General features: G+C 66.4%; 10 protein-coding genes and 1 pseudogene. 8 read left to right on the forward strand and 3 right to left on the reverse strand.

The genetic code is table 11. From position 1 onward, the window contains the following. The first annotated feature begins 35 nt into the window (after nucleotides 1–35). From UCD39_RS13310 to UCD39_RS13335, 6 genes and pseudogenes are all read left to right on the forward strand, one after another. Nucleotides 36–1,190: a CaiB/BaiF CoA transferase family protein gene (locus tag UCD39_RS13310; RefSeq protein WP_442943636.1), complete on the forward strand. Its 1,155-nt coding sequence runs from the start codon at nucleotides 36–38 to the stop codon at nucleotides 1,188–1,190. 177 nt (nucleotides 1,191–1,367) lie between these two features. Further along, nucleotides 1,368–2,461: pseudogene (locus UCD39_RS13315) on the forward strand (cysteine desulfurase). A gap of 224 nt (nucleotides 2,462–2,685) precedes the next feature. After that, nucleotides 2,686–5,436, forward strand: a complete 2,751-nt coding sequence (locus UCD39_RS13320) for a TonB-dependent receptor plug domain-containing protein (protein ID WP_330496476.1) — start codon at nucleotides 2,686–2,688, stop codon at nucleotides 5,434–5,436. Nucleotides 5,437–5,529: 93 nt separating this feature from the next. After that, nucleotides 5,530–7,116, forward strand: coding sequence for a sodium:solute symporter family transporter (locus UCD39_RS13325; protein WP_330496477.1), 1,587 nt, complete (start codon nucleotides 5,530–5,532; stop codon nucleotides 7,114–7,116). Continuing rightward, nucleotides 7,117–8,001: an N-acetylmuramic acid 6-phosphate etherase gene (locus tag UCD39_RS13330; protein ID WP_330496478.1), complete on the forward strand. Its 885-nt coding sequence runs from the start codon at nucleotides 7,117–7,119 to the stop codon at nucleotides 7,999–8,001. Nucleotides 8,002–8,034: 33 nt separating this feature from the next. Next, a complete protein-coding gene (locus UCD39_RS13335; protein ID WP_145736643.1) occupies nucleotides 8,035–8,760 on the forward strand; it encodes a GntR family transcriptional regulator in 726 nt (241 codons plus the stop codon). Nucleotides 8,761–8,961: 201 nt separating this feature from the next. On the opposite strand, the gene UCD39_RS13340 is transcribed toward UCD39_RS13335, so the two are convergent. Further along, nucleotides 8,962–10,452: an HAL/PAL/TAL family ammonia-lyase gene (locus UCD39_RS13340; protein WP_330496479.1), complete on the reverse strand. Its 1,491-nt coding sequence runs from the start codon at nucleotides 10,450–10,452 to the stop codon at nucleotides 8,962–8,964. A gap of 234 nt (nucleotides 10,453–10,686) precedes the next feature. On the opposite strand from UCD39_RS13340, the gene UCD39_RS13345 reads away from it, so the two are divergent. Both UCD39_RS13345 and UCD39_RS13350 read left to right on the forward strand, forming a co-directional pair. Next, nucleotides 10,687–12,699, forward strand: coding sequence for a tetratricopeptide repeat-containing sulfotransferase family protein (locus UCD39_RS13345; RefSeq protein ID WP_330496480.1), 2,013 nt, complete (start codon nucleotides 10,687–10,689; stop codon nucleotides 12,697–12,699). A gap of 100 nt (nucleotides 12,700–12,799) precedes the next feature. Further along, nucleotides 12,800–15,205 (forward strand): TonB-dependent receptor, encoded by a 2,406-nt coding sequence (locus tag UCD39_RS13350; protein ID WP_330496481.1) that lies wholly within the window; start codon nucleotides 12,800–12,802, stop codon nucleotides 15,203–15,205. 39 nt (nucleotides 15,206–15,244) lie between these two features. On the opposite strand, the gene hutC is transcribed toward UCD39_RS13350, so the two are convergent. Both hutC and UCD39_RS13360 read right to left on the reverse strand, forming a co-directional pair. Then, nucleotides 15,245–15,955, reverse strand: a complete 711-nt coding sequence (gene hutC, locus UCD39_RS13355; protein ID WP_145736692.1) for a histidine utilization transcriptional repressor HutC — start codon at nucleotides 15,953–15,955, stop codon at nucleotides 15,245–15,247. Next, nucleotides 15,952–17,328 (reverse strand): formimidoylglutamate deiminase, encoded by a 1,377-nt coding sequence (locus tag UCD39_RS13360; RefSeq protein ID WP_330496482.1) that lies wholly within the window; start codon nucleotides 17,326–17,328, stop codon nucleotides 15,952–15,954. The genes hutC and UCD39_RS13360 overlap by 4 nt, the downstream gene beginning before the upstream one ends. Between the last annotated feature and the right edge of the window lie 81 nt (nucleotides 17,329–17,409).

Genomic DNA, 17,409 nt, shown 5'->3' on the forward strand with positions numbered 1-17,409 from the left:
TGCTGGGATCACTTGAGGGTATTCGCGTTCTTGACATGACGCGATACATCGCTGGCCCGTTCTGCGGCCAACTGATGGGCGACCTGGGCGCCGACGTCGTGAAGGTGGAGCGCATCGATGGGGGCGAGGATGGCCGCCGGGTGGGCGAGGCCGTTGCCGGGGACACCCTGTTTTTCCTGTCGGCCAACCGTAACAAGCGCGGCTTCGCCGTCGACTTCCGCGATCCCGAGGGCCAGGCGCTGATCCGCCGCCTGGCGGCCAAGGCCGACATTCTGATCGAGAATTTCCGGCCGGGCACGCTGGAGGGCATGGGGCTAGGCTGGGACGTGCTGAGCGCGGCCAATCCCGGCCTGATCCTGGTGCGCGTCACGGGTTTCGGCCAGAAGGGGCCGCTGGCCCAGCACCCTTGCTTCGACGGCGCCGCCCAGGCCATCAGCGGCATCATGAGCATGACCGGCGCCCACGACGGGCCGCCCACCATGTCGGGCGTCTTTGTCTGCGACTACACCACCGCCCTGTATGCCACCATCGGCGCGCTGGCCGCCCTGCGGGCACGAGAGAAGACGGGGCGCGGCCAGGTGGTGGAGGCCACGTTGATGGACAGCGGTATGGCGCTCATGACCACGGCCATCCCGGAATACCTGCTGAACGGTGCGGAGCCGCCGCGCCTGGGCAACCGTGACCGCTACCTCTCGCCCTCCCATTGCTTCCAGAGCCGCGACGGCGTGTGGATTTACGTCGTCGCCGGGAACGATGCCCATTTTCCGCGCTTCGCGGCCGCCATGGGCATGCCGGGCCTGGCGCAGGACCCGCGTTTCGCGACCTTCGTGGCGCGCAACGCCAATGTCGGCTTGCTGGAAAGCATCATCAACGAATGGGCGCTGACCCAGGACGGCGAAACCATCCTGGCCCGCCTGCACGAGGCCGAGGTGCCGTGCGAGCGGGTGGCGACCATAGCCGACGTCGTCACCAATCCCCAGGTGGTGGCCCGCCAGCAGATCATCGACGTGCCCCATCCCATCCTGGGCTCCGTTCCCTTCCAGGCGCCGGCCGTGCGCCTGTGGGATACACCCACCAGCGTGCGCCGGGGGGCGCCTGCCATAGGGGAGCACAGCGGGGATATCCTGAAGGAATGGCTGGGCGCCGACGAGGCGGAGGTCGAGCGGCTGCGCGACCAGGGCACCATCTGAGCGGCATCGTGGGCCGGGCAAGGGAAGTGGATGATGGATGGTGTTGGAACGGCCCCATATGACGTCGATCGCCTGCGCGCCGACTTCCCCATCCTGGCGCTGGAGGTCGACGGCGGGCCCCTGGTCTATCTGGACAATGCCGCCTCGGCGCAGAAGCCCCGCGCCGTCGTCGAGCGCATGACCCAAGCCATTTATGCCGAATACGCCAATGTCCACCGCGGTTCCCACACCCTGGCCAACCGGGCGACCGACGGGTTCGAGCGGGCGCGCGAAACCGTCCGCGCCTTCCTGAACGCGGGCACGGTGGAGGAGATCGTCTTCACCAAGTCGGCGACCGAGGCCATCAACCTGGTGGCCCGCGCCTTTGGCGAGGCCCTCATCCGGCCGGGCGATGAGATCGTGCTATCGGTCATGGAGCACCACGCCAACATCGTGCCCTGGCATTTCTTGCGGGAGCGGCACGGCGCGGTCCTGAAGTGGGTCGATGTGGAGGAGGACGGCAGCCTGTCGCTGGACGCGGTGGAACGGGCGTTGACCGCGCGGACACGGCTGGTCGCCATCACCCACATGTCCAACGTCCTGGGCACGGTCACCCCCTTGGCCGATATCGTGCGCCTGGCCCACGCCCGGGGCATCCCGGTGCTGGCGGACGGCACGCAGGGGGCGGTGCACCTGGGTGTGGATGTCCGGGCGCTGGACGTTGATTTCTACGTTGTCACCGGCCACAAGCTTTATGGGCCCACGGGCATCGGCGCCCTTTACGGTAAGGCTGAATGGCTGCAACGGTTGCCGCCCGTGCTGGGTGGGGGGAAATGGTGCGGCGGGTGACGCTGGATGCCATCACCTATGCCGATCCGCCCCACCGGTTCGAGGCCGGCACGCCCCCCATCGTCCAGGCCATCGGCTTGGCTGCGGCGCTGGACTATCTGCGCGGCGTAGGCTTGCCCGCCGCTGCGGCCCATGAGGCTGACCTCCTGGCCCATGCGCAGCGGCGCCTGGCCGCCATCCCATCATTGCGGCTGGTCGGCACGGCGGCGGGAAAGGGGCCCATTGTGGCCTTCACCTTGGGGGATGCCCACCCGCTGGATGTGGCCACCATCCTGGACGGCTTCGGTGTCGCTGTGCGCGCCGGCACCCATTGTGCCCAGCCCTTGCTCGCGCGTTTCGGTGTCACCGCCACCTGCCGGGCCTCCTTCGCGCTGTACAACACCCGCGCCGAGGTCGACCGGCTGGCGGACGCGTTGCTGGTCGCGCGGGACATGCTGGGCTGAAAGCGTCCGCTTCGTCCCGGTGAGTGTAGACCACTTGAGTCCACATGGTGGCGGCTTCGCCCTTCTGGGGTGCAGGACTGCTTGAAAACCTGTCGATCTTTGCCGAAATCGTCGGGAAACTGCAGGGAGTTGCTTGACGCGATCTGGTTTATATTGGTATTAATTGCTTCGAGATATGCCGTAAAGTGGTATATCTGGAGTCAAAAAACAGGGGGGCTTGGAGCATGCGGAACAAACATTGGCGTGCCGCCTTGGCGGCACCGTTGCTTTTCCTGCCGGCGATGGCCGGCGCCGCCTACGCGCAGACCGCCACCACAGGCGGCGGCACCGCGGTTGCGGGCGCCGAGCCAACCGATTCCGGTCTGGAAGAAATCGTGGTGACCGGCACGCGCATTCCACGGCCGGGCCTGACGGCGGCCAGCCCCGTGGCCTCGACCACGTCCGAGGACATCCGCCTGCAGCAGGCGCTGACGGTGCAGGATTTCTCGACCAAGCTGCCGCAGTTGGCGGGCGGCGTGCGCGCCTCCTCGCAAGGCAGCGACGCTTTCGGCGCCCAGGTCTTCGACTTGCGCAACTTCGGGCAGAGCCGGTCGCTGGTGCTGATCGACGGCACGCGGGCGACGCCCTTCAGCTTCCGCAATTCCGTCGACGTCGGCAGCATTCCGGTGGCGCTGATCAAGCGGGTGGACGTGCTGACGGGCGGTGCCGCGGCGGTCTACGGCGCCGACGCCGTGGCCGGCGTGGTGAACTTCATCCTGGACCGCGATTTCGAGGGCATCGAGGCCACGGTCACCGACCGCAGCGCCCAGCATGGCGGTTCCGAATATGGCGCTGACCTGACCTTTGGCGGCAACATCAACAATGGTCGTGGCCATGTCGTCGTGGCCCTGAACTACACCAAGCGGGACGAGGTGGATTCCGGGTCGCGCAAATGGGCACTGACCCCCGGCAGCACCATCCCCAACGTCGGTGGCGTCTTCACCGACGTGGCCAGCGGGCGCAAGTTCGGCTTCGACGGCAGCGGCCAATTCACCACCAGCCCGTCGGCGACCTCGAACATCAGCGCCGAATACCCGCTGATCGAGCCGTTGAACCGTTACAACGCCACCGCGCTCTATCATTACGACCTGTTCGACAATGTCGAACTTTATGGCCGGGCCATGTACACCCGGGCGAAGACGGAAGAGTCGGGCACGCCCGGCCCTAACCCGCCATCCATCGATCAGGTCGTCTCCATCAGCCAGAACAACCCCTTCCTGACGCCGCAGATCGCCAACCAGCTGACCTTCGTCAACGGCACGGCGCAGATGCGCATCACCCGGTCGCTGGCCGAGCTGGGCCTGATCACCTATCACACCGACCGCGAGACGGAGCAGATCCAGACCGGCCTGCGCGGCGACATCACCAAGAACATCAAGTGGGATGCCTACGTGCAGTACGGCCGTTCAACCGAGGATTCGCCCATCACCGGTGATGGCCTGGTCACCTCTGCCGCCGGCGTGAACAATGTCGCCTCCCTGGCCAACACCATCGACTTCTTCGGGCCCAACCAGTCCAGCGTGAAGCAGTTGGGCACGACCTTCGACGCCTTCCACCGCACCCGTGAACAGCTGATCGGCTCGGGCGTGCTAAGTGGCACGTCGGCCGACCTCTTCTCCCTCCCGGCGGGGCCCGTGGGCTTCTCGCTGGGCTATGAGTACCGCAACGAGACCGGCAACTATACCCAGGACTCCGCCCTGCTGACGGGCAACACCTTCCGCCAGGGCGTGCAGGCCGCTTACAGCGGCAGCTTCGACGTGAAGGAGGTTTACGGCGAACTGCTGGTGCCGGTGCTCAAGGACCTGCCGTTGATCAAGGGCTTCGACGTCGGTGGTGCCTACCGCTATTCCGACTATTCGCTGTGGGGGGTGAATGGCACGCCCAAGGGTGAATTCACCTGGACGGTGGATGACAACATCCGCTTCCGCGGTACCATGCAGCGTGTCATCCGCACGCCGAACTTCAGCGAATATGCGGCGGCCACCTCGTCCCTGCCGTTCAGCAGCCTGGTGACGGTGGCACGCCTGGCCCCGCGCTATGCCGGCGATCCGTGCGTGCTGGGCACCGGCAATGCCGCCCAGTGCGCCCGTTTCGGCGCGCCGGCGGCGGGTTCCACCAACTCCTTCGCGCCGTCCTACCTTGAGGGGCAGTATTACTACGGCGGCAATGCCAACATTCAGCCGGAAACCGGACAGACCAAAACCCTGGGCGCGGTCATCACCCCGACCTTCATCCCCCACCTGAACATCACAGTCGACTACTACCAGTTGAACCTGACGGGCGCGATCGGCGTCATCCAGCCGGTCAATGCCCTGACCAGCTGCTACATCACCAATCCGGTGGCCAACAACCCGCTGTGCAAGCTGGTGTCGCGCAACCCCACCAACGGGCATCTGGCGAACGCCTACGTCAACAACCAGAACCTGGGCCTGCTGGACCAGAAGGGTTTCGACATCGGCATGACCTATTTCGTCCAGCCGGACTGGCTTCCCGGTGCCGGCCTGCAGTTCGCCTACCAGGCCAACATCGTTTCCAGCTATGGGTTCCAACCCAACGCCGCCGTGGCCACGCTGGAGTGCGCCGGCACCTATGGCGCCACCTGTTCCAGCGACGGCACCACGCTGGTGCAGCCGGACTACCGCCACAATGCCAGCGTCAGCTGGCTGTTCGATGAGGCCATGATCCGGCTGGCCTGGACGCGCATCGGTTCCGTCCACAACAGCGCGCCTGGGCAAAACGGCACCATCGCGGCCCAGAACTATTTCGACCTGACCGGCTCTTACAAGCTGACCCGCGACATCTCGGTGTCGGGCGGCATCCAGAACATCCTGGATAAGGACCCGCCCTTCGTCTCCGGCGGCGTGTTCAACACCTTCCCCGACACCTACAATGTAGAGGGCCGTGTGTTCTCCATCGCGCTGACGTTCCGGCAGTAAGGGGAAGTTGGCGGGCATCGCCATCTGGTGGTGCCCGCCGGCGGCCGCAAATCGAAGGGTTCCCCGTGTCGGGGACAAGGTTTTGGGGGTGGCATGAGTGGCGCTTTCTCCGGCTTGGACTGGGCGGTCGTGGGCCTGTATTTCCTGGCGGTCGCTGGCGTGGGTTTCGCGGTCAACCGGCAGGACAGCGGCGACGCCCGCGACTATTTCCTGGCGTCGGGCCAGGTGCCGGCCTGGTTGGCCGCCATCTCGGTGTTGGCCACCACCCAATCCGCCGCCACCTTCCTGGGCGGTCCCGATTTCGGCTATCGCGGCGACTTCACCTATCTCAGCACCTTTCTGGGCGCCTTCCTGGCGGTGGTGATCGTCGCCCACGTCTTCATCCCGCGCTTTTACGCCCACAACGTGACCACGGTGTATGAGCTGCTGGGCCAGCGGTTCGGCGCAACGGCCATGAAGGCGGCGGGTGGCATGTTCCTGGTGGGCCGCATCATCGCCGGCGGCGCCCGCCTCTACCTGGCGGCCATCGCCGTGGCCATGATCATCTTCGGCAACGTCACGGCGGCCAATGTCTCCGTCGCCTCCGCCTTCCTCATCCTGGCCTCCTTCATCTTCGCCTTCCACAAGGGGCTGAAGGCCATCGTCTGGATCGATTTGCTGCAGTTCGTCGTCTATGTCGGCGCCGCCATCGGCATCGCCCTCCTGCTGCTGCAACGCCTGGACATGCCGCTGGACGCCATGATCCAGACCCTGTCGGCCACCCCGGATGGGGCCCAGGGGGGGCATGACAAGTTGCGGCTGTTCGACCTGTCGACCAAGCTGTCCGCGCCCTTCAGCCTGGCGGCGTCGCTGACCGGCATCGTGTTGCTGTTCATCGGCAATTATGCGCTGGACCAGGACACGACGCAGCGGTTGTTGGCCTGCCGTGACGCCCGCACCAGTGCCAGGGGCCTGTACCTGTCCATCGCCGCCGCCATCCCCATCGTCTGGCTGTTCATCGCCATTGGCAGCCTGCTCTACCTGTTCTACCGGGGCCCGGCCGCCGCCGGCGCCGGCCCCGCCCGCGCCTTCCAGGGCGAGGACATCACCGTCCTCATGCACTTCATCCTGACGGAGGCGCCGGCCGGCGTCCGCGGCATGATGGCCATCGGCGTCATCGCCACGGCGGTGGGCACCACCATGTCGGCCCTGAACGCCATGTCGTCGGTGCTGATCCAGGATTTCTACCGCCCCTGGCACGCGGCCCGGCGCCAGGCCCGCGAGGACCATTACGTCACGGCCGGCCGCATCGGCATGGCGGCGGTCAGCGCCGCCACCCTGGCCATGGCCATAGGCTCGTACTATTGGCAGCACTACACCCGGGCGCCCTTGCTGGACTTCGTGCTGTCGGTCATGAACTTCGCTTATGCCGGCCTGCTGGGGGTCTATTTCACCGCCCTGTTCACCAAGCGGGGCTCCAGCGCCTCGGTCATGGTGGCGCTGGCCGGCGGCTTTGCCGTCGTGCTGGCCTTGCAGCCGGCCGTGGCGCGGGCCCTGTCCCTGCCGGCGCCGCTGCAGACCCTCGCCTTTCCCTGGCAGCTGTGCGTGGGAACGCTGGCCGCCTTCGCCCTCTGCGCCTGCGGGCGCGCCGTCCGCCAGACGGATGGCGCCGCCCGGCACGCGCGCCTTCAGGAGATTTGAATGTCCACCGAAACCTACGGTCGACGCTTCGTTGAGATCGCCGAATGGCCGACCAAGGTCGCGCTGGAGGCGATGCTGGAGGGGCAGCTTGCCGCCGTTTCCTCCGTCTACGGCCAGCTGGACCGCATCGCCGCCGCCAGCGAGGAGGCGGCCGGGCGGCTGCGCGACGGCGGACGCATCGTCTATATGGGTGCCGGTACCTCCGGCCGCATCGCCGTGCAGGATGGCGTGGAACTGACGCCCACCTACAGCTGGCCAGCCGAGCGCCTGGTGTTCGTCCTGGCCGGCGGGACCCTGGCGGTGACGGAAAGCGTGGAAGGGGCCGAGGATGATGAAGCCGATGCGCGCCGCCAGATCACGGCGGCGGCCCTGGGCCCCAACGATGTCGCCGTCGGCGTGGCCGCCAGCGGCCGCACACCTTTTACCGTGGCGGGCATCGGGGCCGCGCGTGCCGCCGGCGCGCTGACCATTGGCATCGCCAACAATCCCGGCAGCCCGCTGTTGGACATTTCCGATTACGCCATCCTGGCGGAAACGGGCAGCGAACCGATCGCCGGTTCCACCCGCATGAAGGCGGGTACCGCGCAGAAGGTGGTCCTTAACCTTCTGTCCACAACAATAATGCTAAGATTAGGCTTGGTCTATCGGGGCCTGATGGTGGATATGCGCGTTTCCAACGAGAAGCTGGCGCGTCGTGCCTGCGGTATCGTACAGGAATTAACCGGCGTATCCGAAGTACAGGCAGACGACGCGTTGCGGGTTTCCGACTATAACATCCGCAAGGCGGTCCTTGTCGCCTCGGGCCGGGCCCCGGCGGAGGCCGACACACTTTTGTCGCTTTACCCCAAGGACCTGAAGTCCGCCCTGGCCCACGGTCCTGCCTGACGGCTGATTCACCATTTTTGAAGTGTGACGACGATGCGAGACAAACTGGTTCCCAAGCCCGGCGACAGCACCCCCATCTATTTGCAGCTCGCGCGGAAACTGCGGGAACAGATCGCGTCAGGCGGCATCGATCCCGGCAACGCCCTTCCATCGGAACGCAATCTCAGCGACCTGACCGGCATGTCGCGGGTTACCATCCGCAAGGCCATCGACAAGCTGATCGAGGAAGGGCTGCTGTTTCGCAAGCACGGCTCGGGCACCTTCGTGGCGCCGCGGATAGAGGCCCCATCCTTCCTCAGCGGCTTCAGCGACGATGCCCGTCGCCGGGGTGACAAGCCTGGCGTTATCTGGATGATGAAGGCCTATGCCAGCCCCACGGAGGACGAGGCGGCGATGCTGGAGATTCCCGTGGTGACGAAGGTCGCGCGGCTCAGCCGTATCCGGCTGTCGGATGGGGAGCCGCTGGCCATCGAGCATGCGGTGGTCCCGGCGCGCTTCCTGCCGGCGCTTGAGGAACTGGGCGACTCCCTCTACGAAACACTGGGCGGCTATGGGTATCGCCCGGTGAAGGGCCAGCAACGCATCCGCGCCTCGCTCGCCACCCCGACGGAGGCTGGCATTTTTTCCGTCAAGGAGAACGCCGAAGTGCTGCGTATCGAGCGTATCACCCGTTTGGCCGATGGTACGCCGGTGGAGTTCACCCGCTCCGCCTATCGTGGCGACCGGTATGAGTTCGTGAGCGAGCTGCGCTGCGAATGATGATCATCCCCCAGGCTTCGCCATCAGCGGCGCCCTTGTGCGGCGCGGCGGATCCTCTTGCCTCGGGGGATGAACCGGCGCGATCAAATGCTTCGCCTGTCTCCAATAGGATCGGATAATTGCTATCCCGATAGGCGTCGCGGCGCTTCTCGAAGGCTTTGGAAACGGGCTTAAACCGATCCAGCGCCCATCGCTCGCCTTTCACGCGGGCAGTCCATTTTTGATGATGTCGGCACCGATATTGAGGTGATCGGCCAGCGGGCGGTCGTCGCGGTAGCGGCCGACACAGGCGCGCACATGGTCATGAATGGCGGCGGTGCCGGGGGCGCGGTCCGCCGGATCGACCGCCAGGTCATGCGCCTCGGTCGCCGCCAGCAGTTCAATTCCCAGGATGTATTCGGTGTTGTCGATGACGGACAGGAGTTTGGTGGCCGCCGCCGTGGGATGGGCCAGGTAATCCTCCTGCAGCGCGGAGTTGATGCCGCCGTCGAGGCTGGCGGGCGCGCAAAGGCGGCGGTTGTCCGCCACCAGGGCGGACGCGGTGTATTGCGCGATCATGAAGCCGGTTGTGGCGCCGGGATCGCTGGCCAGGAAAGGCGGAAGGCCGCTGACCAGCGGATTGACCAGACGGTCGGTATGGCGTTCGGAGATGGCGCCGAGGTGCGCGATGGCGATAGCCAGTGAGTCCAGGGCGATGGCCAGCGCGGGCGCCACGGCGTGCGCCTCGGACTCGACGACCGGCGCCGCCGGCGTGCCGGAGACGATGGGGTTGTCCGTGACCGATTGCAGTTCCCGGTCGATGACGGCACAGGCGCCGTCGAAGGCGTCCCGGGCGGCGCCATGCACATGCGGCACGGCCCGCAGGCTGAGTGCGTCCTGCAACCGGGTCCCCACGGCGCGTTCCAGGCGTCGGCTGCCTGCCAGGTAATTCCGCAGGGCGGCGCCCGTACGGTGCAGGCCACTCGACATCCGTATCTGCAGCACCTGGGCCTCATACGCCGACATCTGGGCGCCCAGCGCCTCCAGCGTCAGCGCCGCCACGGCGTCCGCCGTGGCCAGCAGCCGTTCGATCCGCGACAGCGCATAGCCACCCAGACCCGTGGCGCAGGGGGACCCGTTCACCAGGCTCAGCCCTTCCTTGGAATCAAGCACCAAGGGGGACATGCCGATGGCGTCCAGCGCCTCCCGCCCCGACAGGCGGCGTCCGCCCATATAGGCCGAGCCGGCGCCAATGAGGACCAGGCCGATATGGGCCATGTGGGTCAGATAGCCCACCGACCCGCGCGACGGCACCTCCGGTATGCAGCCCCGGGCCAACAGTGTCAGCAGGCCCTGCACCAGGTCGCGCCGCACACCGGAGCGGCCATGTGCGAAATTGTTGATCTGGGCGGCGATGATGCCCCGCACGGCGGCCGTCTCCAGGGGCTGCCCCATGCCGCAGGCATGGCTCATGACCAAGTTCCGGGACAAGTCGCGCTGCTTGGCGCGATCCACCACCGTGCTCACCAGCGCGCCGACACCGGTGTTCACGCCATAAGCCCGGATGCCCTGCGCCACGATGGCCTCGACCACGGCATGGGCATTGCCGATACGGGCCCAGGCATCCGGGGACAGCACCAGGTCGCTGCCCCGGGCGACGGCGCTGAGGTCGCGCCAGGTGAGGGGACCATTCAGCAGGACGGATGGCGTCATTGTTTGCTCCTTGGGTCCATAAGTCGCAAGATTCATGCGGCCGGCGGCGCGATACGGCAATTATGTATAGACTAAATCGAGGCGGGAATGTATAGACAATATGTATGAACGGCCGGCCGGCAACGGAACCCGGCCCAGCGGGGACAAACGGGCCATACCAAAACGAAGCAGGAGTTGGCATCCCATGTCGGACCTTGCATGTCTCTCCCATCCCGGTCTGCAGGCGAGGGCCGCATGACCGGCGCCGCGCCGTCCCTGGTTTCCATTGATACGGCCCTGGACCATGCGGCCACGCTGGTCGACCGCGCCCCGGCCCTGGCCATCGCGCAGGTGTTGGAAGTGCTGGGCGCGGCACCCGATCACCCGCGCGCACGGCTGATCCAGGGGCGTGCCCTCAGGCTGGCGGGGGACGTCCAGGCAGCGGCGGAGATCCTCCGCCGGCTGGCGGTGGCGGAGCCGAAATCGGCCGTCACGGCCTTGGAACTGGGCCTGACGTTGCGCGACCTGGGCCAGCTTACCGACGCCCTGGCTGAAATGCGCCGCGCCGGCGCGCTCAGCCCCGACTTGGCCGCCGCCTGGTGGGCGCTGGCCGACACGCTGGCCCTCGCCAGCGAGCATGAGGAAGCGGAGCGGGCCCATCTGGCCGGCGTGAAGGCCTCCACCCGCGACCCCGTCCTGGCCCAGGCCGCCGTGGCCATGATTGAGGGCCGGTTGAACGTGGCGGAACGGGCGCTGCGCGACCGGTTGCGGGCCCAGCCCACGGACGTGGCGGCCATCCGCATGATGGCCGAACTGGCGGTGCGCCTGGGCCGCTACGACGATGCCATCACCCTGCTGCGGCGCGCGCTGGAATTGGCACCCGCTTTCACGGCGGCCCGCGAACTGCTGGCCCGCACGCTGCAACGGCACAACCGGCCGGCGGAGGCCCTGGCCGAGGTGGAGCATCTGCTGGCGGACGAGCCGGACAATCCGTCGGTGTTGATGCTCAAGGCCTCGCTGCTGGTCCGTATTGGCGACCAGGATGGCGCCGCCGCCGTGTATGCCCATGTCCTGGCCCGCCACCCGCAGCAGGCCAAGGGCTGGATGAGCTATGGCCACGTCCTGAAGGCGATCGGCCGAGTGGACGATGCCATCAACGCCTATCGCACCGCCCTCGGACAGCAACCCACGCTGGGCGAGGCGTGGTGGAGCCTGGCCAACCTGAAGACCTTCCGCTTTTCCGCCGACGACAGGGCGGCCATGGAACGCGGCCTGCGGGCCACCGCGGACGACGAGAACCGGCTGCACCTGCATTTCGCGCTGGGCAAGGCGCTTGAGGATGCGGGAAGTGATGACGCGGCCACCTTCCGGGCCTATGCCGAGGGCAATCGCCTGCGCCGGGGCCAGTTGAGCTATGACGCGGATGAGACCCACGACCAGTGCGCCCGCATCGCCGCCATGGTCGACCGGGGATTCCTGGCCCAGGACCGAGGTGGCTGCCAGGCGCCCGATCCCATCTTCATCGTCGGCCTGCCCCGGTCTGGCTCCACCCTGGTGGAACAGATCCTGGCCAGCCACAGCATGGTCGAGGGCACCAGCGAACTGCCCGACATGATGGCGATCGCCGCGCGGCTGGCGTCCCCTGGCAAAGGGCCGGGCGCCGGACGGTATCCGGAATGCCTGGACGATCTTCCCGCCGACGCCTTGGCGGCGTTGGGGGCGGAATACATCGCGCGGACGCGGGTGCACCGGCATGAGGCGAAGCCGTTCTTCATCGACAAGATGCCCAACAACTGGATGCATGTCGCGCTCATCCGCGCCATCCTGCCCAAGGCCCGGATCATCGATGTCCGTCGTCATCCCCTGGGTGTCGGCTGGTCCGCCTACAAGCAGCATTTCGCGCGCGGCCAGGCCTTCACCTACGACCTGACGGAACTGGGGCGCTATTACGCGGACTACGCCACACTCCTGGCTCATGTGGACCGGGCGGCCCCCGGCTGCGTGCACCGTGTCGTCTATGAACGGCTGGTGACCGACACCGAAAATGAAGTCCATGCGCTGCTGGACCATCTGGGCCTGCCGTTCGAGGACGGCTGCCTGGCTTTTTGGGACAACAGGCGCACGGTGCGCACCCCCAGCTCCGAACAGGTACGCCAGCCCATCTTCACCGAGGGGCTGGACCATTGGCGGCGTTTCGAGCCCTGGCTGGCGCCGCTGAAAGCGGCGCTGGGAACCGTGCCGCAAACATATCCTAAAGTTGAACTGTAGTTATATAGAGCAACATAAAGTAAAATAACAAAACACCAAAGGGCGGAAGACCCACAAGAACAGGGACAGAAGCGGAACTTCATGGGAAAGGGCGATCATAATGAGAGTTAAGACCACGCGGGCCAGCAGGCTGGTCCTGCTGTTGGCCTCGACGGCGCTGGCGCCACTGTCGGGTATGCAATCGGCCCTGGCCGCCGATGTCCCTCCCGCCGCGCCGGCGGGCCCGGACTCGACCGGGAACGACACCCTGGCGGAAATCTTGGTAACGGCGCAGAAGCGCAGCGAGAACCTGCAGAACGTGCCTATCAGCCTGCAGGCCCTGGGCGCGGCGACGTTGGAGCAACACCAGGTCCAGTCCTTCGACGACTACGCCAAGCAGTTGCCCAGCGTGTCTTTCCAGTCTTTCGGGCCGGGCCAAAGCCAGCTGTTCTTCCGCGGCATCTCCTCCGGCGGTGACGGCCTACCGTTTGGGGCGCTGCCCACCAGCGGCTTTTACTTGGACGAAATTCCGGTCACGACCATCGGCTCCCTGCTGGACGTCCATATCTACGACGTCGCCCGGGTCGAGGCGCTGTCCGGGCCGCAAGGCACGCTCTACGGCGCCAGCTCCCTGTCCGGCACCTTGCGCATCATCACCAACAAGCCGGACACCTCCAAATTCTCCGCCGGCTATGATGTCCAGGGCACCCGCTTCGACAAGGGCAGCCTGGGCGGCACCATTGAGGGCTTCGTCAATATCCCCCTCAGCGACCGGGCGGCGGTGCGCATCGTCGGCTATGACGAGCATGACGGCGGCTACATCGACAACACCTACCACCAGCGCACCTACCAGAGCCCCCACACCCTGGACGACGGCACGGTGGTCAACAGCCCCATCACCGTGGACAATTCCAAGTTCGTCAAAAAGAACTTCAACGATGTCGACACCTATGGCGGCCGCGTGGCCCTGGGCATCGACCTGGACGACGACTGGACCGTCACGCCGCAGGTCATCGCCCAGCACCAGCGGTCCAACGGCTCTTTCCTCTACGATCCCAAGGCCGGTGACCTTCAGGTCCACGACTACGCGCCAGAGCGCAACATCGACAAATGGTACCAGGCGGCCCTGACCATCGAGGGCAAGGTCTGGGACTGGGATGTCCTCTATTCCGGCGGTTATATGCAGCGGTCGATAGACACGCATGCCGACTACAGCTATTACACCGTCGCGTACGACGCCTATCCGAACTACGGATATTTTACCAATTCCATGGGTAAGCAGATCGACCCGACCCAATATTACTATGGGCACCAGGATCTGACCAAGCAAAGCCATGAGCTGCGCTTCAGCTCGCCCGCCGCCAACCGTTGGCGGGTCACGGCCGGCCTGTTCTATCAAGAGCAGACCAACCAGTTCCAGGCGAACTATTACGCTCCTGGTTACGGGTCGTCCCAACAGGGGTCGCCCGTTTACGAAGACGACATCTTCCTGACCAACGTGCACATCGTCGATCGCGACTACGCGGTGTTCAGCCAGGCTTCCTATGACATCCTGCCCAGCGTCACCCTGACCGGCGGCGTGCGCGGGTTCATCGCCGACAACACGCTGACCGGCTTCTCGGGCTTTGCCAGCGACGCGGCGAAGGCTGGCTGCGTGACGCCCTTCCCGTCGCTCAACAGCTGTTCCTACCTGAAGAAAAGCTTCAACGATTCCGGCGAGACCCACAAACTGAACGTGACGTGGCAGATCGACCCGGATCGCATGGTCTATGCCACGTATTCCACCGGTTACCGGCCCGGCGGCAACAACCGGCGGGCGGCGGTTGAGCCCTATGGCTCGGATACCCTGGACAATTACGAGCTGGGGTGGAAGACGACCTGGTTCGATCAAAAGCTGCGCTTTAACGGCGCCGTCTATTACGAGGAATGGAACAATCTGCAATACGCCCTGGTGGCGCTCAACTCCGGCAGCGTGACCAACATCTACAACGCCGGCGACGCCCGGGTGTACGGCGTCGAGACGGACATCACCTGGGCCGTCACCCGCAGCCTGACCCTGTCGGCATCGGGAGCCTTCAACGACGCCCGACTGACGACCGACTTCTGCGCCATCGGTGCCAACAGCAACCCGGACTGCGCCTCCGGCATCATCGCGGCGCCGAAGGGCACGCGGCTGCCGGTACAGCCCCGTATCAAATTCAACACCACGGCCCGCTATGAATTCATGCTGGGGGAGGTGGACAGCTTCGTCCAGGGCTCCCTGAACCACCAGACCAGCACGCGCAGCTTCCTGGGGACCACGGCGGACGATCTCGTCGGCGACAGCCCCGGATTCACCACCGTTGACGTCTCGATGGGCGGCAAGATCGGCAACACCACCGCCGAGTTCTATATCCAGAACCTGTTCGACGAACGTGGGGGGCTGACCCGGAACACCTTCTCCGCCCCGGAAATCTCCGGCCAGTACGCGCGCATCTATCCCACGAAGCCGCGACTGTTCGGCGTCAAGTTCGGTCAGAAGTTCTGATGTCCCGTCCGGCCTGCGCTCCTTCGGGGCCGCGGGCCGTCACGGACGGCTGCTGCCAAACCGCGCGACCAGGTGATAGGCCGTGCCCAGGAAGTACTGGCGCACGGCCGTGATCCGTTCCGAACTGCGCCAGGTCTGCCGTTCCACCAACAGGCAGGCCGTGCCGACCGGTGTTTTCAATAGACCCGCGATCTCCGCATCGGCGGGAACGGCGGAAATGCGGGTTTCCGCCTCCGTCCATGGCACGTGCCGCAACAGCCAGGTTCCCGGCGGCTCCTTCTCAAGGTCGGCGTCCGCGATGGCCGGCACCGCGGCCAAGCTAACCAGGCGGCGTTCCACCGCCAGGGGCGCGCCATCGGCGGAATGCAGGCCATCCAACTGCAACAGCCGGCGCCCGCCGGCCAGCAACTCCTCCTCGGCGTTTCCGCGGGCGGCCGCCCGCAGCTTCCGCACCAGCGGCTGATAGCCGTAGACATGGCCGCGTTTGGCCACCTCAACCGGCAGGTCCGGGACGTCCAGGATCATGGAATGGGCGTGTGGGCGCCCCACGAAGGAACCGGCCCCCTTGCGCCGTTCGATCAGACCCGCCGCAGCCAGGGCGGACAGCGCCTTGTTGACCGTCATGCGCGAGCATTTATAGGTCTGCATCAGCTCATGCTCGACGGGGAGCCGGTCTTCCGGTGCCAGCTTTCCCGACAGGATGGCCGACTCTATGTCCGTTCGAATGCGCTCATGCAGGGAAAGCGTCACTGGGTCAATCTTTCAAGGACTTGGCGGTAACGGGTGACAATGGCGTCCCGCCGTTGGTGCCGGCCAGTATTAACCACCTGCTTGCCCCGGCGCCAGACCCCGTCAATGGCCGGCCGGCCGGCGGCGAAGATCAAGGCGTCCAGCAGCGCCGGGCCCCGGCGGCCATGCAGTGAGGGGTGCTGGGTGTCGATGCTGACCAGGTCCGCCGCATGGCCGACCGCGATGGCGGACGGCGCGCCCAGGGCGGCGGCGCCACCCGCCAGCGCGCCTTCTACCAGATCCTGGCCCGTCGATCGTCCTGGCGCCTGCGCGGTCACGTTGCGGCTGCGGCCCGCCAGGCGCTGACCGTATTCCAACAGGCGCAGTTCCTCGGTCGCGTCGATCAGGACGTTCGAGTCCGAGCCGACGCCGAACCGGCCGCCGGCGGACAGATAGGCGGCGGCCGGGAAGATGCCGTCGCCCAGGTTGGCCTCCGTGATGGGGCAGAGGCCAACCACCGCGCCGCGCGCCGCCATGTCCGCGACCTCCGCCGGCGTCACATGGGTGGCGTGCACCAGGCACCAGCGGCTGTCCACCGGCGCGTTGGCCAGCAGCCATTCCACCGGCCGGGCCCCGCCCCAGGCCACGCAGTCCTCGACCTCTTTCACCTGCTCGGCGACGTGGATGTGCACGGGGGCGGTGCCGGCTAGGCCGGCCACCTGAGTCAATTCCTCAGGCGTCACCGCGCGCAGGCTGTGCGGCGCCACGCCGACGACCGCATCGGGCAGGGCCCGCGCCTTGATCCGCGCCGCGTCCAGCAGGCGGGCGAAGCCGTCCAGGTCGTTCAGGAAACGGCGCTGTCCATGCCCCGGTGCCGCCCCGCCGAAACCGGAATGCGCGTAGAACACGGGCAGGTGGGTCAGGGCGATGCCGGTCTCATCCGCCGCCGCGACGATGGCGGCGCTCATTTCCGCCGGGTCGGCGAACCGCCCGCCGTCCCGATCATGATGAAGGTAATGGAATTCCCCGACGCGGGTGAACCCGGCCTCCAGCATTTCCATGTAGGCCAAGGCCGCGATGGTGTGCAGGTCGTCGGGCGAAAGGCGATCGACGAAGCGGTACATCACATCGCGCCAGGTCCAGAAGCTGTCGCCCACCGGCCCGCGCACCTCCGCCAAACCGGCCATGCCGCGCTGGAAGGCGTGGCTGTGCAGGTTGGGCAGGCCCGGTATGGCCGCCGGCCGCCTCTCGTCACCGGGCTGGGGGGCCGCGTTCCGTTCCAGGGTGGCGATGATGCCATCCCGGACCGTCAGCCGCACATTGTCCGCCCACCCCTCGGGAAGCAGGGCCTGCTGGAAGTGGAAAGCCCCGTCCGAACCGCCGTCAGTGCCCATGGTGCATTCTCCTGTTGCGCCATATGTCTATACATTCTAAGGTGCGAACGCAACCATAGAGGCGGACTTGGGATCCGCCGG

The sequence above is a fragment of the Nitrospirillum karajorum genome, assembly GCF_036348415.1.
In the GTDB taxonomy this organism is placed as follows: Bacteria; Pseudomonadota; Alphaproteobacteria; order Azospirillales; family Azospirillaceae; genus Nitrospirillum; species Nitrospirillum amazonense_B.

Excerpts from the sequence above, each read along its gene's own strand:
- UCD39_RS13320 (WP_330496476.1), top strand. The coding sequence starts at position 2,686 with ATGCGGAACAAACATTGGCGTGCCGCCTTGGCGGCACCGTTGCTTTTC.
- UCD39_RS13360 (WP_330496482.1), bottom strand. The coding sequence starts at position 17,328 with ATGGGCACTGACGGCGGTTCGGACGGGGCTTTCCACTTCCAGCAGGCC.
- UCD39_RS13330 (WP_330496478.1), top strand. The coding sequence starts at position 7,117 with ATGTCCACCGAAACCTACGGTCGACGCTTCGTTGAGATCGCCGAATGG.
- UCD39_RS13345 (WP_330496480.1), top strand. The coding sequence starts at position 10,687 with ATGACCGGCGCCGCGCCGTCCCTGGTTTCCATTGATACGGCCCTGGAC.
- UCD39_RS13340 (WP_330496479.1), bottom strand. The coding sequence starts at position 10,452 with ATGACGCCATCCGTCCTGCTGAATGGTCCCCTCACCTGGCGCGACCTC.
- UCD39_RS13310 (WP_442943636.1), top strand. The coding sequence starts at position 36 with ATGACGCGATACATCGCTGGCCCGTTCTGCGGCCAACTGATGGGCGAC.
- UCD39_RS13350 (WP_330496481.1), top strand. The coding sequence starts at position 12,800 with ATGAGAGTTAAGACCACGCGGGCCAGCAGGCTGGTCCTGCTGTTGGCC.
- UCD39_RS13335 (WP_145736643.1), top strand. The coding sequence starts at position 8,035 with ATGCGAGACAAACTGGTTCCCAAGCCCGGCGACAGCACCCCCATCTAT.
- UCD39_RS13325 (WP_330496477.1), top strand. The coding sequence starts at position 5,530 with ATGAGTGGCGCTTTCTCCGGCTTGGACTGGGCGGTCGTGGGCCTGTAT.